Origin of the sequence: Pseudomonas shirazica (assembly GCF_015168335.1) — a bacterium.
GTDB lineage: Bacteria > Pseudomonadota > Gammaproteobacteria > Pseudomonadales > Pseudomonadaceae > Aquipseudomonas > Aquipseudomonas asiatica.
The window spans coordinates 2,614,399-2,638,207 of the sequence record NZ_CP063456.1 but is presented as its reverse complement, the minus strand read 5'-3'; the positions used below and the strand labels follow the sequence as shown (position 1 = coordinate 2,638,207).

The 23,809-nt window shown below is 63.5% G+C and carries 18 protein-coding genes; 13 read left to right on the top strand and 5 right to left on the bottom strand.

Annotation, left to right across the window (positions count from 1 at the left end):
- The first annotated feature begins 100 nt into the window (after positions 1-100).
- From IMX18_RS11975 to IMX18_RS11955, 5 genes are all read left to right on the top strand, one after another.
- Entirely contained in the window at positions 101-412 is a 312-nt protein-coding gene (locus IMX18_RS11975; RefSeq protein WP_039614856.1) for a hypothetical protein, read from the top strand.
- Between the two features lie 380 nt (positions 413-792).
- Complete coding sequence (locus tag IMX18_RS11970) at positions 793-9,177, top strand: Ig-like domain-containing protein (protein ID WP_223175420.1); 8,385 nt, start codon at positions 793-795, stop codon at positions 9,175-9,177.
- A complete protein-coding gene (locus tag IMX18_RS11965) occupies positions 9,177-10,448 on the top strand; it encodes a TolC family protein (RefSeq protein WP_039613506.1) in 1,272 nt (423 codons plus the stop codon). Before IMX18_RS11970 ends, IMX18_RS11965 begins: the two co-directional genes overlap by 1 nt.
- A complete protein-coding gene (locus tag IMX18_RS11960; RefSeq protein ID WP_085720071.1) occupies positions 10,438-12,600 on the top strand; it encodes a type I secretion system permease/ATPase in 2,163 nt (720 codons plus the stop codon). Before IMX18_RS11965 ends, IMX18_RS11960 begins: the two co-directional genes overlap by 11 nt.
- Positions 12,590-13,777, top strand: a complete 1,188-nt coding sequence (locus tag IMX18_RS11955) for a beta-barrel domain-containing protein (RefSeq protein ID WP_217190458.1) — start codon at positions 12,590-12,592, stop codon at positions 13,775-13,777. Before IMX18_RS11960 ends, IMX18_RS11955 begins: the two co-directional genes overlap by 11 nt.
- A 9-nt stretch (positions 13,778-13,786) precedes the next feature.
- Here IMX18_RS11955 and IMX18_RS11950 read toward each other — a convergent pair whose 3' ends face one another.
- A complete protein-coding gene (locus tag IMX18_RS11950) occupies positions 13,787-14,644 on the bottom strand; it encodes a LysR family transcriptional regulator (protein ID WP_161551370.1) in 858 nt (285 codons plus the stop codon).
- Positions 14,645-14,734: 90 nt separating this feature from the next.
- Here IMX18_RS11950 and IMX18_RS11945 point away from each other — a divergent pair, with 90 nt between their 5' ends.
- The 3 genes from IMX18_RS11945 (at position 14,735) to IMX18_RS11935 (ending at position 17,125) form a co-directional block, all read left to right on the top strand.
- Entirely contained in the window at positions 14,735-15,148 is a 414-nt protein-coding gene (locus IMX18_RS11945) for a VOC family protein (protein WP_161551371.1), read from the top strand.
- 27 nt (positions 15,149-15,175) lie between these two features.
- Positions 15,176-16,444 (top strand): cation:dicarboxylate symporter family transporter, encoded by a 1,269-nt coding sequence (locus IMX18_RS11940; protein WP_217190456.1) that lies wholly within the window; start codon positions 15,176-15,178, stop codon positions 16,442-16,444.
- A gap of 258 nt (positions 16,445-16,702) precedes the next feature.
- A complete protein-coding gene (locus IMX18_RS11935; protein ID WP_015270222.1) occupies positions 16,703-17,125 on the top strand; it encodes an anti-virulence regulator CigR family protein in 423 nt (140 codons plus the stop codon).
- A 28-nt stretch (positions 17,126-17,153) separates the two neighbouring features.
- Here IMX18_RS11935 and IMX18_RS11930 read toward each other — a convergent pair whose 3' ends face one another.
- Complete coding sequence (locus tag IMX18_RS11930) at positions 17,154-17,375, bottom strand: hypothetical protein (protein WP_080604868.1); 222 nt, start codon at positions 17,373-17,375, stop codon at positions 17,154-17,156.
- A 164-nt stretch (positions 17,376-17,539) separates the two neighbouring features.
- Between IMX18_RS11930 and IMX18_RS11925 the strand changes: the two genes are divergently transcribed.
- Positions 17,540-17,869, top strand: a complete 330-nt coding sequence (locus tag IMX18_RS11925) for a hypothetical protein (protein WP_015270223.1) — start codon at positions 17,540-17,542, stop codon at positions 17,867-17,869.
- Position 17,870: 1 nt separating this feature from the next.
- Here IMX18_RS11925 and osmE read toward each other — a convergent pair whose 3' ends face one another.
- Both osmE and IMX18_RS11915 read right to left on the bottom strand, forming a co-directional pair.
- Complete coding sequence (gene osmE, locus IMX18_RS11920; RefSeq protein WP_015270224.1) at positions 17,871-18,227, bottom strand: osmotically-inducible lipoprotein OsmE; 357 nt, start codon at positions 18,225-18,227, stop codon at positions 17,871-17,873.
- Between the two features lie 80 nt (positions 18,228-18,307).
- Entirely contained in the window at positions 18,308-19,543 is a 1,236-nt protein-coding gene (locus IMX18_RS11915; RefSeq protein WP_015270225.1) for an NADH:flavin oxidoreductase/NADH oxidase family protein, read from the bottom strand.
- A 111-nt stretch (positions 19,544-19,654) separates the two neighbouring features.
- Here IMX18_RS11915 and IMX18_RS11910 point away from each other — a divergent pair, with 111 nt between their 5' ends.
- A complete protein-coding gene (locus IMX18_RS11910; RefSeq protein WP_015270226.1) occupies positions 19,655-20,074 on the top strand; it encodes a MerR family transcriptional regulator in 420 nt (139 codons plus the stop codon).
- 166 nt (positions 20,075-20,240) lie between these two features.
- Here IMX18_RS11910 and IMX18_RS11905 read toward each other — a convergent pair whose 3' ends face one another.
- Positions 20,241-20,447, bottom strand: coding sequence for a hypothetical protein (locus IMX18_RS11905; RefSeq protein WP_015270227.1), 207 nt, complete (start codon positions 20,445-20,447; stop codon positions 20,241-20,243).
- 229 nt (positions 20,448-20,676) lie between these two features.
- On the opposite strand from IMX18_RS11905, the gene IMX18_RS11900 reads away from it, so the two are divergent.
- The 3 genes from IMX18_RS11900 to IMX18_RS11890 are packed head-to-tail and all read left to right on the top strand — an operon-like array spanning position 20,677 to position 23,623.
- Positions 20,677-21,657 carry a quinone oxidoreductase family protein gene (locus IMX18_RS11900; protein ID WP_015270228.1) on the top strand — a complete coding sequence of 327 codons (981 nt, stop codon included), beginning with the start codon at positions 20,677-20,679 and terminating at the stop codon, positions 21,655-21,657.
- A gap of 13 nt (positions 21,658-21,670) precedes the next feature.
- A complete protein-coding gene (locus tag IMX18_RS11895; RefSeq protein WP_013972530.1) occupies positions 21,671-22,519 on the top strand; it encodes a TauD/TfdA dioxygenase family protein in 849 nt (282 codons plus the stop codon).
- 54 nt (positions 22,520-22,573) lie between these two features.
- Complete coding sequence (locus IMX18_RS11890) at positions 22,574-23,623, top strand: beta-keto acid cleavage family enzyme (protein WP_015270229.1); 1,050 nt, start codon at positions 22,574-22,576, stop codon at positions 23,621-23,623.
- Positions 23,624-23,809: the final 186 nt, after the last annotated feature.

Below are 23,809 nucleotides of genomic sequence, written 5' to 3'. Positions count from 1 at the left end.
CCTCGAGAGCGGGCTTTTTGCATTTGCCGCCCCCAGCCGCAATAATCCGCTCATTTGAACGGAGAACACCAAGTTGGAAACCAGAAGCGTTGTTGCTGAGATGTTCATTGGGATGCCCACGCATTTCTGGGTGTTGCCCGTTGCCGGCCTGATCGCCTGGTTCGGCCTGAAATGGGCCGAACAGTCCGATAGCCACGCCAGCATGCTGCGGGCCGTGACCTACCTGCTGCTCATTGCGTTGGCGGTGTTGCCCAACGGTTTCTATGCGCTGTTTCCCCCTTCGCCCGACATGCCCGAACTGTTGTTGAATCGTGAGCCGCTGCCCAACTACGAAGGGCGCTTCTACCTGGATGCGTTCTACGTGTTCAGTGGGTGGGCACTGAGCAAGGTGGCCAAGCTCAAGTTCAACTAGAGCAAATACTGAACAAGCCGCTCGATGAGTGGTGCATGCCGGTATCTCGTCTCGGGGCGGCTCGGTTTCCAAGTCGTTCATCGCGATTTCCTCATCTCCATTGCCGGCGAGTTTACATGCCCATGTTCAATTGGATGGGGCGGCAGTGGAGTGTCATCCAATCGCATCTATCAAAATGGGGGGTTACTCTCCATTCGTATTAATCCAAACAAGCTTCTACTTTCGATCAAGAAATCAATTGCGACTGGCGTTCTCGTCAAAGTTGGGAGGGCTCGCGAGTTATTTGTAATAAACCGGCTGGCGTTTTATGAGCAGCGTGCTATTTCTGGAGATATGAGCGCGACCGCTCAGTCGTGCTGTAGACAAAAGGACTGTCAGGTATGTCGATTCAGGCCAAGGTATCTCCCCTCGCTCAAAGTGTTACTTCTGCCGCCCCCATCGCAATCCCCAACAACGGAATCCTGACTCTTACCCAGAGCAGTAACATTGTTCTGGACATTGCTCCGGAAGGTGTGTCGGGCTACACGAAGAGCGGTGCCGATCTGATCGTACAGCTGAAGAGTGGCGAAAGCCTGCGCATTGCCAACTTCTATGTCGAGGGGCAGCCTGCAAGCCAGTTGTACCTGGTAGACCGGGACAAGCTGCTGGCCGTCGACCTGCCGCCGGTCGCTGCCGATGGGCCGCTGGTGGCGGGTTATGTACCCCAGGAAACGCCGGCCGGGTTCGAGTCACTCACTGGCGCCGACAGCACCATTGGCGGGCTCAGCCCCGGTGCTGCACTTCTGGCTGGCGCTGCGATCATTGGTGGCGGCGTCGCGATCGCCAACAGCAATGGCGGTGGTGGCGGTGGTGGTGGCGGTGACAGCAGTGTGCCGCCCGATACTTCGGCCCCGGCGCCGGCCAGCGGGTTGCAAATTGCCCCGGATGGCAGCAGCATCAGCGGCACGGCCGAGCCGGGCGCCACCGTGGGCATCGACAGCAATGGCGATGGAGAAACCGACGTCAGCGTGGTCGTCGGCCCCGACGGCAAATTCCAGATTCCGCTGAATCCGCCACTGACCAACGGCGAAACGGTTTCCGTGGTGGTGACCGATCCGTCCGGCAATAGCAGCCCGCCCGCTACCGTGCAGGCCCCTGACTTCCCTGATGCGCCGCACATCAACCCGAGCAACGGCTCCAGCCTCAGCGGTACCGCCGAGCCGGGCAGCACCGTGCTGCTTACCGACGGCAACGGCAACCCCATCGGCCAGACTACCGCCGACGGCAACGGCAACTGGTCGTACACACCCGATAGCCCACTGCCCGATGGCACGGTGGTCAAAGCGGTGGTCGTGGATGCCGCCGGTAACAGCGGCCCGCCCGCCAGCACCATTATTGATGGTGTGGCGCCAGCGGCACCCGTGATCAATCCGAGCAACGGTACCGAGCTTAGCGGTACCGCCGAGCCGAACAGCGCCGTGACCATCACCGATGGCAGCGGTAACCCGATCGGCCAGGTGACTGTCGATGGCAACGGCAACTGGAGCTACACCCCGGCGACACCGCTGCCAGACGGTACCGTGGTGAACGCCACCGCGACCGATGCGGCCGGTAATACCAGCGGGCAGGGCAGCACCACCGTGGATAGCGTGGCGCCGGGTGCGCCCACCATCAACCTGAGCGACGGTAGCAGCCTCAGCGGTACAGCCGAGCCAGGCAGTACCGTGGTCCTCACCGACGGCAACGGCAACCCAATCGGCCACGCTACAGCCGATGGCAATGGCAACTGGTCATATCCCACGGATACCCAACTGCCTGATGGAACAGTGGTTAATGCGGTGGTCACGGATGCCGCCGGCAACAGCAGCCCGCCCGCCAGCACCGTGATCGATGGCGTGGCACCTTCGGCACCCACGATCAATCCGAGCAACGGCACCGTGATCAACGGTACTGCCGAGCCGAACAGCACCGTGACCCTCACCGACGGCAGCGGTAATCCGATCGGCCAGGTAGTAGCCGATGGCAGTGGCAACTGGAGCTATGTCCCGACCACGCCGCTGGCAAACGGCACTGTGGTCAACGTGGTGGCGCGGGACGCAGCCGGCAACACCAGTGCTCCATCGACCACCACAGTGGATTCGGTAGCCCCGGCGGCTCCAGTGGTCGAGCCGAGCAACGGCAGCGAGATCAGCGGCACCGCCGAACCGGGCAGTACCATCACCCTGACCGATGGCAGCGGCAACCCCATCGGCCAAACCACCGCCGACGGCAGCGGCAACTGGAGCTACAGCCCTGGTACGCCGCTGGCCGACGGTACCGTGGTCAACGCCACGGCGACCGACCCGGCTGGCAATACCAGCGGGCAGGGCAGCACCACCGTAGACGGCGTGGCGCCGGGTACACCCACCATCAATCTCAGCAACGGCAGCAGCCTCAGCGGTACCGCCGAGCCGAACAGCACCGTGACCCTCACCGACGGCAGTGGTAACCCGATTGGCGAAGCCACTGCCGACGGTAGCGGCAACTGGACGTTCACCCCAGCCACACCACTGCCCAATGGCACCGTGGTCAATGCGACGGCGAGCGACCCGGCTGGCAACACCAGCCCGGCAGCGACGGTCACGGTCGACTCCAGCGCGCCGGCTGCACCGGTAATCGATCCTAGTAACGGGACGACCATCAGCGGTACTGCCGAAGCGGGTGCTACCGTCACACTCACCAATGGCAGCGGCAACCCGATCGGCCAGGTCACCGCCGACGGCAGCGGCAACTGGAGCTTCACCCCTGGCTCGCCGCTGGCCAACGGCACCGTAATCATCGCCACGGCAACCGACCCGACCGGCAACACCGGTCCGCAGGCCGCCACCACGGTGGATTCGGTAGCCCCGGCGGCTCCAGTGGTCGAACCGAGCAACGGCAGCGAAATCAGCGGCACCGCCGAGCCGGGCAGTACCATCACCCTGACCGATGGCAGCGGCAACCCCATCGGCCAAACCACCGCCGACGGCAGCGGCAACTGGAGCTACAGCCCTGGTACGCCGCTGGCCGACGGTACCGTGGTCAACGCCACGGCGACCGACCCGGCTGGCAATACCAGCGGGCAGGGCAGCACCACCGTAGACGGCGTGGCGCCGGGTACGCCCACCATCAATCTCAGCAACGGCAGCAGCCTCAGCGGTACCGCCGAGCCGAACAGCACCGTGACCCTCACTGACGGCAGTGGTAACCCGATTGGCGAAGCCACTGCCGACGGTAGCGGCAACTGGACGTTCACCCCAGCCACACCACTGCCCAATGGCACCGTGGTCAATGCGACGGCGAGCGACCCGGCTGGCAACACCAGCCCGGCAGCGACGGTCACGGTCGACTCCAGCGCGCCGGCTGCACCGGTAATCGATCCTAGTAACGGGACGACCATCAGCGGGACTGCCGAAGCGGGTGCTACCGTCACACTCACCAATGGCGGCGGCAACCCGATCGGCCAGGTCACCGCTGACGGCAGCGGCAACTGGAGCTTCACCCCCGGCTCGCCGCTGGCCAACGGCACCGTGATCATCGCCACGGCAACCGACCCGACCGGCAACACCGGTCCGCAGGCCGCCACCACGGTGGACTCGGTAGCCCCGGCGGCTCCAGTGGTCGAACCGAGCAACGGCAGCGAAATCAGCGGCACCGCCGAGCCGGGCAGTACCATCACCCTGACCGATGGCAGCGGCAACCCCATCGGCCAAACCACCGCCGACGGCAGCGGCAACTGGAGCTACAGCCCTGGTACGCCGCTGGCCGACGGTACCGTGGTCAACGCCACGGCGACCGACCCGGCTGGCAATACCAGCGGGCAGGGCAGCACCACCGTAGACGGCGTGGTGCCGGGTACACCCACCATCAATCTCAGCAACGGCAGCAGCCTCAGCGGTACCGCCGAGCCGAACAGCACCGTGACCCTCACTGACGGCAGTGGTAACCCGATTGGCGAAGCCACTGCCGACGGTAGCGGCAACTGGACGTTCACCCCAGCCACACCACTGCCCAATGGCACCGTGGTCAATGCGACGGCGAGCGACCCGGCTGGCAACACCAGCCCGGCAGCGACGGTCACGGTCGACTCCAGCGCGCCGGCTGCACCGGTAATCGATCCTAGTAACGGGACGACCATCAGCGGTACTGCCGAAGCGGGTGCTACCGTCACACTCACCAATGGCAGCGGCAACCCGATCGGCCAGGTCACCGCTGACGGCAGCGGCAACTGGAGCTTCACCCCTGGCTCGCCGCTGGCCAACGGCACCGTAATCATCGCCACGGCAACCGACCCGACCGGCAACACCGGTCCGCAGGCCGCCACCACGGTGGACTCGGTAGCCCCGGCGGCTCCAGTGGTCGAGCCCAGCAACGGCAGCGAAATCAGCGGCACCGCCGAGCCGGGCAGTACCATCACCCTGACCGATGGTAGCGGCAACCCCATCGGCCAAACCACCGCCGACGGCAGCGGCAACTGGAGCTACAGCCCTGGTACGCCGCTGGCCAACGGCACAGTGGTCAACGCCACGGCGACCGACCCGGCTGGGAACACCGGCCCACAGGGCACCACCACCGTGGATTCGATCGCACCTGCCGCGCCGGTGGTCAATCCGAGCAACGGCAACGTGATCAACGGTACTGCCGAGCCGAACAGCACCGTGACCCTCACCGACGGCAACGGTAATCCCATTGGCGAGGTCACCGCTGACGGTAGCGGTAACTGGACGTTCTTACCCAGCACGCAACTGCCCAACGGCACCGTGGTCAACGCTACGGCGACTGATGCCGCCGGTAATACTGGTGCCCCCGGTAGCACTACCGTGGACTCGTCGCTGCCGTCGATTCCGCAGGTCGATCCGAGCAACGGCTCGGTGATCAGCGGTACCGCGGATGCGGGTAACACCATTACCCTCACCGACGGCAACGGCAACCCGATCGGCCAGGTCACCGCCGACGGCAGCGGCAACTGGTCGTTCACGCCCGGTATACCGCTGCCGGATGGCACTGTGGTCAACGCTGTGGCACGTAACCCCGGTGGGACCGATAGTGCGCCAGCGGTCATTACCGTGGACGGCGTTGCGCCGGCCGCACCGGTGGTCGAACCGAGCAACGGCACGGAAATCAGCGGTACCGCCGAAGCCGGGGCCAAGGTGATCCTCACCGACGGCAGCGGCAACCCGATCGGCGAGACTACCGCCGATGGCAGTGGTAACTGGTCGTTCACACCTGGCACGCCGCTGGCCAACGGCACGGTGATCAACGCCGTGGCCCAGGACCCGGCCGGCAATACCAGCGGGCCGGCCAGCGTCACCGTTGACGCAATCGCCCCGGCTGCACCGATCATCAACCCGAGCAACGGGGTGGTGATCAGTGGTACCGCCGAAATAGGGGCCAAGGTGATTCTCACTGACGGTAGCGGCAACCCGATTGGCGAGACGACGGCCGACGGCAGTGGCAACTGGGCCTTCACGCCTACAGTTCCGCTGGCGAACGGCACGGTGATCAATGCCGTGACCCAGGACCCGTCCGGCAATACCAGCGGGCCGACCAGCGCCACCGTTGATGCCATCGCCCCGGCCGCACCGATCATCAACCCGAGCAACGGGGTAGTGATCACTGGTACCGCTGAAGCCGGGGCCAAGGTGATCCTCACCGACGGCAGCGGCAACCCCATCGGCCAGACTACCGCCGATGGCAGCGGTAACTGGACTTTCACACCTGCAACTCCGCTTGCCAACGGCACGGTGATCAATGCCGTGGCTCAGGATGCCGCCGGCAACACCAGCACTCCACAGGTCAGCACCACGGTTGATGCCGTAGCCCCAGGCCAGCCGACGATCGAGCCGAGCAATGGCACCGAGATCAGTGGTACCGCCGAAGCCGGAGCCAAGGTGATCCTCACCGATGGCAACGGCAACCCGATCGGCGAGACGACCGCCGATGGTAGCGGCAACTGGTCGTTCACACCCGGCACACCGCTGGCCAACGGCACGGTGATCAACGCCGTGGCCCAGGACCCGGCCGGCAATACCAGCGGGCCGGCCAGCGTCACCGTTGACGCAATTGCCCCGGCCGCGCCGATCGTCAATCCAAGCAACGGGGTGGTGATCACTGGTACCGCCGAAGTAGGGGTCAAGGTGATTCTCACTGACGGTAGCGGTAATCCGATCGGCGAGACGACCGCCGACGGCAGTGGCAATTGGACCTTCACGCCTGCGACTCCGCTGGCCAACGGTACAGTGATCATCGCCGTTGCCCAGGACGTGGCCGGCAATACCAGCCTGCAGGGCATCACCACGGTGGATTCAGTCGCACCTGGCCAGCCGACGATCGACCCGAGCAACGGGGCCGTGATCACTGGTAGTGCTGAGGCCGGGGCCAAGGTGATCCTCACCGACGGCAACGGCAACCCGATCGGCGAGACGACCGCCGATGGCAGTGGCAACTGGACCTTTACGCCTGGTGCGCCTCTGGCCAACGGCACGGTGATCAACGCCGTGGCTCAGGACGCCGCCGGCAACACCAGCACCCCACAGGTCAGCACCACGGTTGATGCCGTAGCCCCAGGCCAGCCGACGATCGAGCCGAGCAATGGCACCGAGATCAGTGGTACCGCCGAAGCCGGAGCCAAGGTGATCCTCACCGACGGCAACGGCAACCCGATCGGCGAGACGACCGCCGACGGCAGTGGCAACTGGACCTTTACGCCTGCAACCCCGCTGGCCAACGGCACAGTGGTCAACGCCGTGGCCCAGGACCCGGCCGGCAATGCCAGCGGGCCGAGCAGCGTCACCGTTGACGCTATCGCCCCGGGCGCGCCGACCATCGAGCCGAGCAATGGTGTGGTCCTCACGGGTACCGCTGAGCCCGGCGCCACCGTCATCCTCACCGATGGTGGCGGCAACCCGATCGGCGAGACGACCGCCGACGGCAGTGGCGACTGGAGCTTCACCCCAACCACGCCGCTGGCCAATGGCACGGTGGTCACCGCGGTGGCCCAGGACGCCGCCGGCAACAGCAGTGGCCCGGCCAGTACCACGGTCGACACGGTGGCGCCGTCGGCGCCGCTGCTGAGCATCAGTGCCGACGGTGCGCTGCTGACCGGTACCGCCGAGCCGAACAGCCAGGTGCGCCTCGTGATCGACGGCGATACCGCCAACCCGATCACGGTGAATGTCGACGGCGCCGGTAACTTCAGCCTGCCGTTGGCACCACCGCTGATCACCGGCGAGCTGATCAGCGGGGTCACCGCCGACGCTGCCGGCAACCTCAGCGGCCCGGCAACGATCAACGCGCCGGACCTGGCTCCGCCGACCATCAGCGTACCGGAGGCAGCCGATACCTGGATCAACGCTGCCGAGATCAGCGACGGCATCCAGGTCGACGTGACGATCCGCCCGACCATGCAGGTCGGCCAGGTGATCACCGTCGCGTTCGCCGGGCAGAACGGTTACGAGACGCAGGTAACGCACACCATCACTGCCGGCGACATCCTGGCCGGCAGCGTCACCGTGACCATACCCCCTGGCGATGGCATGGGGCCGTTCCCGGAGGGCGCCTCGACCGTCACCGCCGATATCAATGGCGGTATCGCGTCGAACCCGGTGCCGTTCACCGTCGACACCATTCCGCCTTCAACACCGGTGCTGTCGCTGGTGGGCAGCATCCTGACCATCTCCACCGATCCGGGCACCGAACTGACGGTCACCGTGGACGTCGGCGGGGTCACTGCCACCGCCACGGTAACTGCCGACAACAGCGGGCTGGCTTCGCTGAACCTGCTCACCGACCTGGACATAGACCTTACCCTGGACCAACTGCTCAATGCCCAAGTCTCCGTGACCGGTGAGGACCCTGCCGGCAACCCGAGCAATGTGGCGACCATCGGCGTCGGCAGCAGCATCGAGCAGCCAGTGACCATCGGTAACTTCGGCGTCGATGTCAGCCTCAACCCACTGAACCCGCGGTTCGGTTTCAGCGGCACCACCGAGCCGGACTCCAGCGTGGTGATCCGTGTCATCACCCCGGCGCTGAACGTCGAGCTGCTGCCGATCCAGGCGGACAGTTCCGGCAACTTCTCGCTGAACCTGCTGAGCCCGACCGTCCTCACCCAGTTGGGGTTGAACATCACCGATATCCTCAACCTCGGTTCGCAGATCTCGTTCAACATCGTCGCCACCGACACCAACGGCAACGACAGCTCGGCCTACGGCATCACCCTGGCCCCTAACGGGCTGTCGCTGAATATCGGCCAGATCGACGTCAACGGCACCTCGGGGGACGATGTCATGTCCGGGGCGGACGGCAGTTCGGAGCACATCAATGGAGGCGATGGCAGCGACCTGATCTTCAACGTGGGGACCGGCGATCAGGTAGTGGCAGGCGATGGCAACGACGCCATCCAGATCACCGCGACCGACTTCACCAGCATCGACGGCGGTGCGGGCTTCGACACCCTGATCCTGGCCGACGGCATCGACCTCGACTACAACGCCGTCGGCGTCGGCACGCTCTCGAACATCGAGCGTATCGACCTCGGCAAGGGCGACTCGGGGAGCGTGCTGACATTGACTGCGGCGGAGGTCGACGCCATCACCGATGGCAACAACATCCTGCAGATCACTGGCGAGAGCAACGACACCCTCAACGTGGTGGGTGCCGTGAACACAGGAACCACCCAGCAGGTCAACGGCATTACCTACGATGTCTACAACTTTGGCAGCAGTACCCTGCTGATCGAGGACAACACGGTACAGGTCGTGGTCTGATGCGCGGCCTGTCCGTGCTCAAGGGAAGGCGCCGTGGCGCGGGAGCCCTTTGGCTCCTGTGCTTCGGGCTGCCGCTGTCCGCGCCGGCCATTCCTCTCGACCAGGCGGTGCGGGCGGGGTTGGCGATCCACCCGCAGGTGCGTTCGGCGATGGCCGAAGCGGACCGTGCGGGTACCGAGGTAGAGATCGCCAAGGGTGGTTACTACCCCTCCGTCACCATGTCCGGGGGGCCGCAGGAGTTCGACGTTGGCGAGGTCGTCTACGACGTCACCGTATCGCAGATGCTGTATGACTGGGGAAGGGTGACGAGCAAGGTCGACAGCGCCAGCGCCACCCGGCGCAAACTGTCCGAGGCGGTGCTGGTGGCGCGCGACGATGCTGCGCTGGATATCGTCGAGACCTACCTCGACGTGCTTGCCTCGGAGCGCCGGGTGGAAACGGTGCGCCAGCACATCCAGCGTCTGGACGGCATCCGCGAGATGACCCAGGCGCGCGGCAGCGATGGTTACGCCGACCGCAGCGAACTGGACCGCGCCAACCTCGAACTGTCGCGTGCCCAGGAACAGCTGTCGCTGGAGAAGGGCAACCTGCAGGACGCGCGCAACCAGTACGCGATCCTGGTTGGCCAGGACCCCTCCGAGCTGGTGGAGCCAGAGCCGATGTCGCTGCAGCGCTACCTGGCTGCCAGCGACGTGGCGCGGGTGATCCGTGAGTCGCCGTTGCAGCGCAAGGCGCTGGAGGACGCCAATGTCGCCGAGGCGCAAGTGCGCGAGGCCAAGGCTTCGTTGCTGCCGCAGTTGAACCTGGAGGCCTCAGCGTTGCGCCGGGAGATCGGCGGTCGTCCGGAAAGCGACTCGGTGATGTCGCTGCGCTTTCGCATGGATACCTTCCAGGGGCTTTCCAACTTCCGTCGGCCGACTGCTGCGCAACAGCGTCTGGAGTCGGCGCAATGGACGGCCGATGCGATGCAGCGTGACATCCGCCGGCAGTTGCAGACGCTGTTCGACAACGGTGACACGCTACGGTGGCGGGAACAGTCCCTGAGCCAGCAGGTGACGGAGTCGGAGCAGGTTGGCGAGCTGTACCGCGAGCAATTCGAGGTCGGCCGACGCGACGTGATCGACTTGCTCAACGTGCAGCGCGAACGCTTCGAGGCCGAGCGGCAGTTGATCAATCTGCACATAGAGCGCAAGCGTATCGAGTATCGAGCGGCCGCGCAGGTCGGGTTGTTGGGGGCATTACTGGAGAACCGGTTGAATCATGGAAGTTGAACAATCCCCGGATAACGTCGTGACCCTGAACCACGACGACCCGCTGCGCCAGGGCCTGCTGCTGCTGTGCCGGCAACTGGGCCGGCCGTTGGGCGACGCCGAACTGGTCGACGGCCTGGCACTGGAGCACGGACGCCTGCCGCTGCGCCTGGTAGCCCGCGCCCTGCGTCGCGCCGACATAACTGCCAGGGTCGCGGAGCTGCCGTTGCGGCAGATGGACGCCTACCTGCTGCCGGCCCTGCTGTTGCTCGACGATGGCCGCAGCCTGCTGCTGGTTGGCATCGAGGGTGAGCAGTACGAGGTGCTGGTGCCGCAGAGCGACGGCGGCCGTGAGTGCATGGCGCGGCCCGCTCTGGAGGCGCTTTACAGCGGTACGGCGGTGTTCGCCAAGTGCCGCTACCGCCCCGATGGGCGGGTGGGCGACTACGCCAGCGGCCTGCCGGAGCACTGGTTCTTCGGGCCGCTCAAGCGGCTCTGGCGCTCTTATGCGGAAGTCACGGCGGCGGCCCTGGTGGCCAACGTCCTGGCCGTCGCCTCAGCGCTGTTCGCCATGCAGGTTTACGACCGCGTGGTGCCCAACGCAGCCTTCGATACCCTGTGGATACTCGCCAGCGGCGTGGCCTTGGCGATCATCGTCGACGGGGTATTGCGGATCCTTCGCGGGCACCTGCTGAACGTTCTCGGCAAGCGCCTGGACCTGCAGTTGTCGAGCCTGCTGTTCGCGCGCGTGCTGAGTACCCGGATCGCCGCCAAACCGGCGTCGATGGGCGCGTTCAGCACCCAGGTGCGTGAGTTCGAGTCGGTCCGCGAGTTCTTCACTTCGTCCAGCGCCGCACTGATCAGCGACCTGCCGTTCGTGGCGATCTTCCTGTTGATCATTGCCGTGATCGGCGGCCATGTGGTCTGGGTGCCGCTGGTGGCCTGTGTGCTGATGCTGCTGCCAGGGCTGCTGACCCAGCGCCTGCTGGGGCACCTGTCGCGGCAGAACCTGCGCGAGGGGGCGCTGAAGAACAGCGTGCTGCTGGAAGCCTTCGAACACCTGGAGACGGTCAAGGCCGCGCGTGCCGAAGGCCGCTGCCAACAGCAGTGGGAGACGCTCACCGGGGAACTGGCCGGTACTGCAATGAAGACCCATGCGTTGGCCTCGACCCTCAGCTATTCGGCGAGTATCGTTCAGCAGCTGTGCTATGTCGGGGTGGTGGTGTTCGGCGTCTACCGGATAAGCGACGGCGCGATGACCGTCGGTGCCCTGGTGGCCTGTTCGATCCTGGCCTCGCGGGCCATCGCACCACTGTCCCAGGCTGCCGCCATCCTTGGCCGCTGGCAACATACCAAGGTGGCGCTGGAGGGGCTCGACCAGCTGATGTCCGCCGAGCAGGAGCGGCCCGCCGGCAAGCGCTTCGTGCACCGCGACCGGCTCCACGGGCATTACCGCCTGGAGGCGCTGCGCCTGGCCCACGGCGACAGCCCACCGGTGGTCGACGTGCAGGCGCTGAACATCCAGGCCGGCGAGCGGGTAGCGCTGCTCGGTGGCAACGGCGCCGGCAAGTCGACCCTGCTGCGGCTGCTCAGCGGCCTGCTCGACGCGCAATCCGGCCGGCTGCTGCTGGACGACATCGCCCTGAGCCAGCTCGACCCGGCCGACCGCCAGCGCGGCATCGGCTACTTGCCGCAGGATGTGGCGCTGTTCCACGGCAGCCTGCGGGAAAACCTCAACCTGGCCAACGCCGCGCTGGGCGACGAGGAATTGCTGGAAGCCCTCGATGGCGTAGGGCTGGGTACTTTCGTGCGCGCCCACCCGTTGGGCCTGGACATGCCGATCCAGGGCAATGCCAGCCTCTCCGGCGGCCAGCGCCAGGCGGTGGGGTTGGCCCGCGTACTGTTGCAGGACCCGCCAATCCTGCTGCTCGACGAGCCGACCGCGGCCTTCGACCAGAACAGCGAGAAACAGGTCATCGACTACCTGCAGAAATGGCTGGGCCGGCGCACCCTGATCATCACCACCCACAAGAAAAGCGTATTGGCGCTGGTGGACCGTGCAGTGGTGCTGCGCAACGGCCAGGTGATCATGGACGGCCCGCTGAACCAGGTGGTGCTGGGCAACCAGGTGCAGGCGCCGCAGGTCGCCGAAGGAGTCGGCCATGGCAGCTGAAAAAAGTTCTGTAGTGCTGCGCCGGCAACTGGCCGACCCCTTGCTGGCGACCACTCACCCGGTCTATCGCCCGCTGCTCTGGACCCTGCTCGGCAGCGTCGTGCTGTTCGTTGCCTGGGCTGCCTGGGCGGAGCTCGATGAAGTGACGCGCGGCGATGGGCGTGTGGTGCCGTTCAGCCGCATCCAGAAGATCCAGAGCCTGGAAGGGGGCATTCTCGACCGCCTGCTGGTGCAGGAGGGCGACCTGGTGGAGGTCGGCCAGCCGCTGCTGCGCCTGGACGAGACGCGCTTTCTCACCAACTTCCAGGAGTCGGCCAACCAGGCCGGCGTGCTGCGCGCGGCCATCGCCCGGCTGGACGCCGAGGTGCTGGGCAAGGCGGCGATAGAGTTCCCGCCGGACATCGACCCGCAAGGGCCGCTGGCGCGTTCCGAGCGCGAGCTGTTCAAGTCGCGGCGGGACAAGCTGCTCGAAGGCAGCCAGGCGATCCAGAGGCAGATCAGCCTGGCCCAGAGCCAGCTCGACCTGGTCCGCCCGCTGGTGGCCAAGCGTGCGGTGAGCCAGATGGAGGCGCTGCGGCTGAGCCAGGACATCGCTACCCTCAACGGTAAGCTGACCGAGCTGAAGAGTAGCTACTTCCAGGATGCCTATACCGAACGCTCACAGCGCAAGGCCGACCTCAGTGCCCTGGAGCCGATCGTCCAGCAGCGCCAGGACCAACTGCGCCGTACCGGGATCGTTTCGCCGGTGCGTGGGCGGGTGAACACCGTGCTGATCAACACCCGTGGCGGGGTGATCCAGCCCGGCGAAGCGATCATGGAAGTGATCCCGGTGGAGGACCGCCTGCTGGTCGAGGCCAGGATCAAGCCGCGCGACGTGGCCTTCCTGGTACCGGGCATGCCGGCCAAGGTGAAGATCACTGCCTACGACTTCAGCATCTATGGTGACCTCAAGGGCACCCTGGAGCAGATCAGTGCCGACACCATCGAGGAGGACACGCCCCATGGCAAGGAGTCGTACTACCAGGTGCTGATCCGCACTGACGGCAGCCAGCTCAAGCGCGGCGAGGAGGTGCTGCCGATCATCCCCGGCATGGTTGCCGAGGTGGATATCCTCAGCGGCAAGCGCAGCGTGCTCAATTATTTGCTGCGCCCGCTGATCAAGGCCCGTCTGTACTGAGCTGGAGCGTCAGGGCATCAGTACGGATGCCAGCAGCTTGATTGCCGACGTGCGGTGATGGCCGGCACTGTAGGCCAGCACTATGTCGCGGCAGTACCTTGGTTCTTCGCTCAGAATCCGGGCGTTTGGCGATTGCTCCAGCAATGACGGCCATTGCGGTACCAAGGAAACGCCTTGCCCCAGCGACACCAGCAGGCTGATGGCTTCGAGCGCATCCAGGTCGCAAGCCACGCTTGGCGCGAGACCCAGATCGTCCAGATAGCGCTGGGTTATCAGGCCGCCCCAGGAATCGACGGCATATCGGATATAGGGCCCGGTGGCCAGCATTGCCTGCGCTTCAGCCCGGGAGGCCGCGACAGGTGCCAACAAGTACAGCGGTTCGCTGCGCAATGTGAGCGTTCTCAACGATTTTGCTGTCTTGAAGGGTGGCGCCACCAGAATTGCCGCATCCAGTTCCTGATTGATCAGCTTGTCATGAAGCAGTTTCGAGTCACCGGGTGTGATGGTGAGCTTGAGGTCGGGCGCGGAGGATGACAAATGCTCGAGTGCTGGCGGTACAAGGCCGGTGAGGGCGGTTGATATGGCGCCAATGCGCAGTTCCCCGGTCAGCGTGTCGGCGTTGAGGTCGTTCCTGAGCTGATTGGCATGCTCGACGATGCAACGTATGCGTGGAATCAATGCCAGCAGCTTTTCTGTCGGCCTTATCGCGTGTGCTTCTCTATTGAAGAGAGTGCAGCCCAAGTGTTTCTCCAGATTTCGAATGCGCAAACTTATTGCAGCGGCTGAAACATTTGCTTTCTTTGCCGCACCCGCAATGGAGCCGCATTCAACAACAGATATGAGGCTTTCCAGATTTTGAATGTCCATAAGTAATGCTTATGCTCAGACCAAGTGTCAGTTGGTGTACATGAATGCCGGGCGGTGTGAGGATAGTGGCTCCGTTCGAGGAGTACCATCATGTTGACACCCTTTCATGTTGCTTATCATGTCAAAGATATGGATGAAGCAAGAAAATTCTATAAAGAGGTTCTTGGCTGTGTCGAGGGGCGTAGCACTGATACGTGGGTAGACTTCGAGTTCTTTGGTCACCAGATATCTCTGCATGTGGGCAAGCCCTTTGAAACCAGCCGCACTGGCAAGGTCGGCCCGCACCTTGTACTGATGCCTCATATCGGGGTGATATTGCCTCTGGATCGCTGGCAAGCCTTGGCTGAACGCCTTGAAGTTCTGGGTGTGCAGTTCGAAATTCCACCGGTTGTACGTTTCGAGGGTGAGCCTGGCGAGCAGAGGACAATGTTTTTCCTGGACCCAAGTGGTAATCCGATCGAAATCAAGGGGTTCAAGAACTTGAGTGCAATCTTTGCCTCCTAGTGTTTTATAAAAGCAGAGGTCAATCCCGTGAGAATAAAAATAAATCTAATCACGCAAATTGCAATTGGTCTGGCTGTCGGTATATGCGTTGGCCTGCTATTGAATCATTTTCCCGATTACAAGGGCTGGTGGATCGAGCAAGTACTGCAACCGGCGGGTGATGCGTTCATAAAACTGATGAAAATGATCATCGTGCCGCTGGTGTTTTCCTGCATGGTGGTAGGCATAGCCGGCTCCGGCAAGCGCGCCCTGGGGCGGTTGGGAACAAAGAGCCTTGTCTATTTCTTTGCCGTGACCGGGGTCGCAATCATTTTCGGCCTGCTGGTCGGTAACGTGCTCCAGCCAGGCGCCGGTGCGGGCTTCGCCGTTTCATCGGCGAGTGAAGCAGTGCCACCGGTGCAAAATGGTTCGGCAGGGCTCGGCAAGGTACTGTTGGGCATCATTCCTGACAATGTAGTGGCGGCAATGGCAGAGGCGAAGCTGTTGTCGGTACTGTTCTTCGCCATCTTGTTCGGGGTGGCACTGTCTACGCTGGATGAACCCAGGAAACAGCCGTTGGTTGCCGTGCTGCAGACGGTGGTGGATACCATGTTCAAGGTCACTCATATGGTCATGGCCTACTCACCGATCGGCATCTTTGCCCTGATAGCTGTTACCGTGTCGACCTTCGGGATTGATTCACTGATGCCGCTGGCAAAACTGATAGCCATTACTTATGTGGCGGTACTGTTCTTTGCAATTGTCGTGCTGGGGCTTGTTGCCAGAGCTGTTGGAGAGAATATCTTTGAGATCATCAAGGCCTTCAAGGGTGAACTGATACTGGCCTTCAGCAGCGCGAGTTCCGCCACCGTCATGCCGCAATTGATGGCCAAGACCGAAGCACGGGGTGTGCCGCGAGCTATCACGTCGCTGGTGATCCCGTTGGGTTATTCATTCAATCTGGATGGCGCGTCGCTGTTTGCGGGCCTGGGTACGCTGTTTATCGCGCAGGCCTACAATATTGAACTGGCCCTGGCAGACCAGGTGATGCTGGTATTCATCATGGTATTGACGTCCAAAGGCGCTGCCGGAGTGCCCGGGTTTATGTTTGTGATTCTCACTGCAACCCTGACGGCGGCAGGTTTGCCTTTGGAAGGCGTGGCCTTGATTGCAGGGGTATATCGATTGATGGACATGCCCGTTACGGCACTGAATGTGCTCGGCAATGCGCTGGCGCCGATCGTGATTGCAAAATGGGAAAGCCGCGCTGGAACATTACCGGCTGATGTCGTGGTTACGGAGCAATCATCTCGATAGCAGATGGGCAGGCTCGTTCAGCGAGGTGTTTGGAACGGGAATTGCTGCATCCCTGAAAACCTGCCCATTCGGGGATACGGCCATGCTTCCAGAAGATCTTTATTTCATGTTTCTCTTCGCCATTGGCGTGCTGGCCCTTGATGTGGCAGCCATCATGCTCTATCGGAGTGCCAAGCCCTGACCCGGGTTTGGGGACTTCCACCCTGAACCGGGTTTTGGTCTACAGTGCTGGGACGTCTCTGGTGTAAGGAAACAGCTATGGCAAAGCGTCGATGGGCAGTTATCGCTACCTCGATCGCGCTGGCAGTGGGGCCGGCGCTCACTTATGCCGACCCGGGTAATGGTAAAGGGCAGGGCCACGGCAAGGACAAGGGCCAGCATGGTCAAGGTCACGGGGGCTCGTATGGTGGCCCGTCGATAAACCGTGGCGATGTGCTTGGCATTCTTGACGGGCACCGTGGCTACTGGAGCGCAGGGCCGGCGCTGCCCCCCGGCATTCAGAAGAACCTGGCCCGTGGCAAACCGCTGCCGCCAGGTATCGCCAAGAAGCTGGATGGCAGGCTGCTGGGGCAACTCCCTCATTATGATGGCTATGAGTGGATGCAGGCGGGGGCGGACCTGATCCTGGTGGCAGTCGCTACGGGGATCATCTACGAGGTGTTGAACGGCGCACTGGATTGAAGCCTGGCGCTGGTGTCAGCCAGCGCCTTCATTCTTGTCGATCCTTGCCGCTACTATTTTCCAGAACGTTAAGTACTGAGCCTTTGTCGTCCGTCACCAGCAATTCGCTCGAGTGCGTGCCCTCTGTTTGTAGTTCGGCCAGTGGCATATCTGCATTACGAAAAATGCTGCGACCTTGTTCACCAACACTCAAGGTGATGAGTTTTCCATTCTGATAAAAGAAGTGCGTGCGGTTGGTGTTCTTTTGCATGGTGCGTGCTCCGAAGGCTATTGGCAGGGTTCACTTTCCCAGCCTTCACGCACCCAGGCTACTGGCAGAAATATCAGGTGGGCCTGTGCTGCGAGACTTTGGTTGATTGGTAAGCCAATACAACCCCCGTTAGAATGCAGCGTATCCTTGATGGCTAATTGCAAATGTCTATGTTTCGTATCTTTCTCTTCGCTGTGGTGGTCACCGGTGTTGCCGGCTGCGCAACCCCAGGCAAACCCACTGCCAGCAAACTGACTCACAAATCGCCACAGCAATACGCCGCTTGCGTACTACCCAAATGGCAAGCACTGGCGCCTCAAGCCACGCAGAAATCGATCGCCCACGGCTATCGGCTGACGGCACCCAGCCCCGTGGCATCCGATGATGTGCTGGACGTAGTCGATTCCCACGAGGGCAGCCGCGCGACTTTCTACAAGGGCAGCTTCCTGTCTGGCGACAAATTGCGCCAGGCAGCCAGGGAATGCCTGGACTGATTCAGTAACCCGATCCGCTAGACCCGCCCATGCTGGGCAGGCGGGCCCTGCGCTGAGCATTGCTCCACTCGGCGCAGGTCATGAAAGCGGTATTGTCCACTTTGCCTGTGCCGTCGAAACTTACGCTGTAGGGCTGCCGGTTGTCGGCCTTGGTCAGCATGTAGTCGAAACAGGTGCCGGGCACCACGGTGCGTTCGGTCTCCGCAGCGGGCTTGCCGCCTACCTGCATGACCTGGTCTCTGCTCATGCCGTTGGTGACTTTCGCCACCAGCGGCTGGTCGTGGTACAGCGCGGAGTTGGACGAGCAGGCAGAAAGCGCTGCCAGTGCAAGGATCAGCGCGTGAAAGGGTTTGTTCATGGCAGTGCTCCGGTAAAGGATGCCGATGAAGGCAGTGCTACCAGCGCGAATGTGCGACGCCGGGCTCTGCGATCACACCATCAATCCGCTCGGCTTTTCATCATACGCCTGTACTGCCGCACCCGCAGTAACGTGTAGCCTTGCTCCAGCAACAAGGCGCGCAAGGGCGACGCATGCGCCTTGGGCCGGCTGCCGGCCGCCAGGCGGCGCATCTGCAATTTCACCAGGGCCATGTAGGCCAGTGCGGCAAAGGCCTTGCGCTTCCAGCGAATGGGCTGCAGTTCGGCGGTTGCCGTCGGCTCGCCGTTCTGCCAGCGCCGGGGCAGGGCAGGCTCGACTGCCAACGCCGTGGCAATCCCAGCCATGGCCACACCGCTGGCCAGCACCTGCTCGACCACCGGCAACCGCCGGATACCGCCGGTGACCATCACCGGCATCTTCGCGATAGCGGCGATTTCCCGGGCAAACTCCAGGAAGTAGGCCTCGCGAGCCAGGGTGCGCCCATCGCGGGCATCACCCTGCATCGCCGGTGCCTCATAGCTGCCGCCCGACAGCTCCACCAGGTCCACCGACAATTCATTCAGCCACAGCACTACCTGGCGCGCATCCGCCGGTTCGAAACCGCCGCGCTGGAAATCCGCCGAATTCAGTTTCACTGCCACGGCGAAACCGGGCGAAACCACCTCGCGCACGGCCTTGACCACCTCCAGCAGCAACCGCGCGCGATTTTCCAGGCTGCCACCCCAGCGATCCTGGCGCTGGTTGCTCAGTGGCGAAAGAAACTGGCTCAGCAGGTAACCGTGGGCAGCGTGGATCTGTACGCCACTGAAACCAGCTTCTTCAGCCAGCGCCGCGGTGCGGGCGAAGCGCTGGATCAACGCGCCGATCTCGGCTTCGTCCAGTGCCTTGGGCAGGGGGAACAGCTTTGACAAATCGCCCATGTCCAGGGCAATGGCCGAAGGCGCCACGGTGGGCTGGCCGAGGTTGGCCTGCATCTGCCGGCCCGGGTGGTTGATCTGCATCCAGAACTGCGCGCCGTGGGCGCGGCCGATGCGCGCCCAGTCGCGAAAACGTTGCAGTGGCTGGCTGGCATCGAGCATCACGCCACCCGGGCCGGTCATGGCGCCAGGGTCGACCATCACGTTACCGGTCAGCAACAGCCCGGCACCGCCCTTGGCCCAAGCCTGGTAAAGGCGCAGCAGCTGGTCGGAAGGGGTCTGGTCCGGGTTGGCCAGGTTTTCCTCCATCGCCGCCTTGGCGATGCGGTTGGGGATGACACTGCCATTGGGCAGGTGCAGGGGCTGGAACGGCGTCATGGCGATCTCCGGAAAGGGTTGCCACGCATCGGTTTTTGCGCACGTGGGCTAGGTTCGGGAAAAGGCTAAGGTTAAAGTCAGCTTTAAGGTCAAGAGGGGAATGCTGCCGCAATGAAAATTGGTGAACTGGCGCGACGCACGGGGCTTAGTGCATCGCGTATCCGCTTTTACGAAGCCAGCGGACTGATTGCTGCGCGGCGCCTGGGCAATGGTTACCGCGATTACCCGGAGCAGGTGGTGCGGGCGCTGGAGATCATCACCTGCGGCCAGCAGGCCGGGTTCAGCCTGGAAGAAATGCGCAAACTCACCGATGCCTCCGGGGCTGCGGCGGGTGGGCATGATTTATTGCTGGGCAGCCTCAAGCGCAAGGTGGCGGAGATCGAAGCGATGCAGCAGCGGCTGGCGCACAACCGCGCGCAGTTGCTGGCGGTTATTGCAGGCATGGAAGACAAGCCGCAGGGGATGGATTGCGAGGAGAATGCCCAGCGCCTGATTGCCGGTTGGCAGCAGGGCGAGGCCACGAACACGTGACCCCTGTAGGAGCGGCCTTGTGTCGCGATGGGCTGCGTAGCAGCCCCGGCAATCTGTGCATCAACGCAAGATCCGGGGGCTGCTGCGCAGCCCATCGCGACACAAGGCCGCTCCTACAGGGATCGCACAGGCGTCTGGATTCTGGGTAAGACAGTTGCGCTCGCGATCAGCCTACATCACCGCGCTTGTTCAGCTGCTCGCACTGCACCTGCGCATCCGACCTGCTTGGATAGCTGGGCTTGAGCCGCTCCTTCGCTTGGTTGTCGTAAATGTCGAACCCCCCACAAACGGTAGCGGCGTAATAGCGGCTACCCACGCGGAACGACTCCTTTTCGATCGGCACAGCGGGAACGATAACGAATCTTGGTTGCATTTTTCGTGCCTCCCCAGGCAGAGACTTAAGTATTAGTCTGGCCATGGATAACCATCAAGGATACTCATGAATAAAACCTCGTTTTGTTGAACGGCAGGTCGACGCCCGTCCTGTCATCAAATGAAAACCCGCTGTCGTCCGATGCGAAGCACCCCGCACATCAAGGGCATACAGTCCAATCACCCAGAACTGACGCCATGCGTCCAGATCGATGATTGGAGAGACAAGCATGTCCAAAGTCGTACGTTTCCATCAGACCGGTGGCCCCGAGGTGCTGCGCTACGAGGACGCCGAGGTCGGCGAGCCCGGCCCGGGGCAGGTGCGCTTGCGCCAGGTGGCGGTGGGCCTGAACTACGCCGATACCTATTTCCGCAACGGCACCTACCCGATCCCGCTGCCCAACGGCATTGGCGTGGAAGCGGCCGGCGTGGTCGAGGCGGTGGGCGAGGGCGTGACCCAGGTGGCAGTCGGTGACCGGGTCACCTACACCGGCTTCCTCAACACCCTGGGCGCCTATTGCACCGAGCGCCTGATCCCTGCTGCCGCGCTGATCAAGCTGCCGGATACCATCGCCTTCGAAACCGCCGCCGCGATGACCATGCGCGGCCTGACCTCGGCCTATCTGCTGCGTCGGCTGCATGACTTCAAACCCGGCGACAGCGTGCTGCTGCATGCCGCTGCTGGCGGGGTCGGCCTGATCGTCGCGCAGTGGGCGCAGCTGCTGGGGCTTAACGTGATCGGCACGGTGTCCACCGAGGCCAAGGCCGAAGTGGCGCGCGCCCATGGCTGCAACCACGTCATCAACTACAGCGTCGAGGACGTTGCCACGCGCGTGCGTGAGCTGACCGACGGGGTAGGGGTGAACGTGGTGTTCGACAGCGTTGGCAAGAACACCTTCATGGGCTCGCTCGATTCGCTCAAGCGCCGCGGCCTGATGGTGTGCGTCGGCACGGCGTCAGGCACCATCCCGCCGTTCGACCCGCAGTTGCTGGCGATCAAGGGCTCGCTGCAGCTCACCCGCCCGGCACTGGCCGACTTCATCGCCGACCCGGCGGAAAAGGCCGACCTGGCCGGTGAGCTGTTCGATCACGTCGGCAGCGGGCGCATCCGTATCGAGATCAATCAGCACTACGCACTGCAGGATGCCGTCCAGGCCCACCGTGACCTGGAAGCGCGCAAGACCACCGGCTCGTCGATCTTCGTCATCTGAAGAGGGCAACAGCATGCACATCGAACAACTGACCTGCGCGATCGGTGCCGAGGTAAGTGGGGTCAACCTGGCCGACGCGATCCACGACGACGACCTGTTCGCCCAGCTTCGCGCGCAGTTGCTCCGGCACCGTGTGCTGTTCCTGCGCGACCAGCACTTCAGCCGCGCCGAACACGTGGCGTTCGCCCGCCGCTTCGGCGACCTGGAGGACCACCCGGTGGCCGGCAGCGACCCGGAGCATCCGGGCCTGGTACAGATCTACAAGCGCCCGGACCAGCCCAACGACCGCTATGAAAATGCCTGGCACACCGACGCCACCTGGCGCGAGGCCCCGCCGATGGGCTGTGTGCTGCGCTGCATCGAATGCCCGCCCGTGGGCGGCGACACGATGTGGGCGAACATGGTGCTGGCCTATGAAAACCTGCCAGGCGATGTGAAGGCCAAGATCGAAGGCCTGCGCGCCCGCCACAGCATCGAGGCGAGCTTTGGCGCCGCCATGCCGCTGGAAAAGCGCCTGGCGCTGAAGGCGCAGTTCCCCGATGCCGAGCACCCGGTTGTGCGCACCCACCCGGAAACCGGCGAGCAGGTGCTGTTCGTCAACGCCTTCACCACCCATTTCAGCAACTACCACACCCCGCAGCGGGTGCGCTTCGGCCAGGACGCCAACCCCGGCGCCAGCGACCTGCTGCGCTACCTCATCAGCCAGGCCTACCTGCCGGAGTACCAGGTGCGCTGGCGCTGGAAGCCCAACAGCGTGGCGATCTGGGACAACCGCAGCACACAGCATTACGCCGTCATGGACTACCCGCCGTGCCATCGCAAGATGGAGCGCGCCGGGATCAAGGGCAGCCCCACGTTCTGAGTTCGTCGCCGTCGCTGGCGGCAACCGCACAATAACAATAGCGAGGACTACAGCATGCAATTCTTCGACGATTCGTTGCACCCGGAAAACATGGAAAAGGTGGTGATCACCGTGGCCCCCTATGGGCCGGAGTGGATGCCCGAAGACTTCCCTGAAGACATTCCCCTGACCATGGACGAGCAGGTGCAGAAGGCTGTCGACTGCTACGAGGCAGGTGCCACAGTACTGCACCTGCACGTGCGCGAGCTGGACGGCAAAGGCTCCAAGCGCCTGTCCAAGTTCAACGAGCTGATCGCCGGGGTGCGCGAAGCGGTGCCGGACATGATCATCCAGGTTGGCGGATCGATTTCCTTCGCCCCGGAAAGCGAGGGCGAGGCGGCCAAGTGGCTGTCGGACGACACCCGGCACATGCTCGCCGAGCTGACGCCGCGCCCCGACCAGGTGACCGTGGCCATCAACACCACGCAGATGAACATCATGGAGTTGCTGTACCCCGAGTACCTGGAAGGCACCTCGCTGGCCAGCCCGGCGATTCATGCCGCCTACAGCGAAATGACCGTGCCGGCCGGCCCGGCCTGGGTCCGCGAGCACCTGCGCCGCCTGCAGGCCAGCAACATCCAGCCGCATTTCCAGCTGACCGGCATGCATGCCCTGGAGACGCTCGAGCGCATCGTCCGCCGTGGTGACTACATGGGCCCGCTGAACCTGACCTGGATCGGCATTGGCGGCGGTTTCGACGGCCCCAACCCGTTCAACTTCTTCAACTTCATCCACCGCGCGCCGGACGGCTGCACCCTGACCGCCGAATCGTTGCTGAAGAACGTGCTGCCGTTCAACACCATGGCCCTGGCCATGGGCTTGCACCCACGCTGCGGTAACGAAGACACCATCATCGACCAGCATGGCAAGCGCTTCACCTCGGTGCAGCAGATCCAGCAGACCGTGCGTGTGGCCCATGAGCTGGGCCGCGAGATTGCCAGCGGCAAGGAAGCACGCGCCATCTACCGCATCGGGCAGCAGTACGACAGCATCGAGCAGACCCTCGAGGCCAACGGCATGGCGCCGAATCGCCAGCCGGGTGTGAAGGGCGTGCCGCAGCGCTGACTTCACTGGCCTGCGCCGGCCTTTGTAGGAGCGGCCTTGTGTCGCGACAGGGCTGCACAGCAGCCCCGGCAATAGTTGAGTTGACGCTTCAATCGGGGGCCGCTTTGCGGCCCATCGCGACACAAGGCCGCTCCTACAGGGGGCGTGCCAATACATAAGAACAAGAAAAACCCTCATCACCCCAAG

Coding starts and splice junctions, on each gene's coding strand:
- IMX18_RS11900 (WP_015270228.1), top strand. CDS start 20,677: ATGTCCAAAGTCGTACGTTTCCATCAGACCGGTGGCCCCGAGGTGCTG.
- IMX18_RS11895 (WP_013972530.1), top strand. CDS start 21,671: ATGCACATCGAACAACTGACCTGCGCGATCGGTGCCGAGGTAAGTGGG.
- IMX18_RS11965 (WP_039613506.1), top strand. CDS start 9,177: ATGCGCGGCCTGTCCGTGCTCAAGGGAAGGCGCCGTGGCGCGGGAGCC.
- IMX18_RS11930 (WP_080604868.1), bottom strand. CDS start 17,375: ATGCAAAAGAACACCAACCGCACGCACTTCTTTTATCAGAATGGAAAA.
- IMX18_RS11925 (WP_015270223.1), top strand. CDS start 17,540: ATGTCTATGTTTCGTATCTTTCTCTTCGCTGTGGTGGTCACCGGTGTT.
- IMX18_RS11955 (WP_217190458.1), top strand. CDS start 12,590: ATGGCAGCTGAAAAAAGTTCTGTAGTGCTGCGCCGGCAACTGGCCGAC.
- IMX18_RS11935 (WP_015270222.1), top strand. CDS start 16,703: ATGGCAAAGCGTCGATGGGCAGTTATCGCTACCTCGATCGCGCTGGCA.
- IMX18_RS11905 (WP_015270227.1), bottom strand. CDS start 20,447: ATGCAACCAAGATTCGTTATCGTTCCCGCTGTGCCGATCGAAAAGGAG.
- IMX18_RS11950 (WP_161551370.1), bottom strand. CDS start 14,644: ATGGACATTCAAAATCTGGAAAGCCTCATATCTGTTGTTGAATGCGGC.
- IMX18_RS11915 (WP_015270225.1), bottom strand. CDS start 19,543: ATGACGCCGTTCCAGCCCCTGCACCTGCCCAATGGCAGTGTCATCCCC.
- osmE (WP_015270224.1), bottom strand. CDS start 18,227: ATGAACAAACCCTTTCACGCGCTGATCCTTGCACTGGCAGCGCTTTCT.
- IMX18_RS11910 (WP_015270226.1), top strand. CDS start 19,655: ATGAAAATTGGTGAACTGGCGCGACGCACGGGGCTTAGTGCATCGCGT.
- IMX18_RS11970 (WP_223175420.1), top strand. CDS start 793: ATGTCGATTCAGGCCAAGGTATCTCCCCTCGCTCAAAGTGTTACTTCT.
- IMX18_RS11975 (WP_039614856.1), top strand. CDS start 101: ATGTTCATTGGGATGCCCACGCATTTCTGGGTGTTGCCCGTTGCCGGC.
- IMX18_RS11945 (WP_161551371.1), top strand. CDS start 14,735: ATGTTGACACCCTTTCATGTTGCTTATCATGTCAAAGATATGGATGAA.
- IMX18_RS11890 (WP_015270229.1), top strand. CDS start 22,574: ATGCAATTCTTCGACGATTCGTTGCACCCGGAAAACATGGAAAAGGTG.
- IMX18_RS11960 (WP_085720071.1), top strand. CDS start 10,438: ATGGAAGTTGAACAATCCCCGGATAACGTCGTGACCCTGAACCACGAC.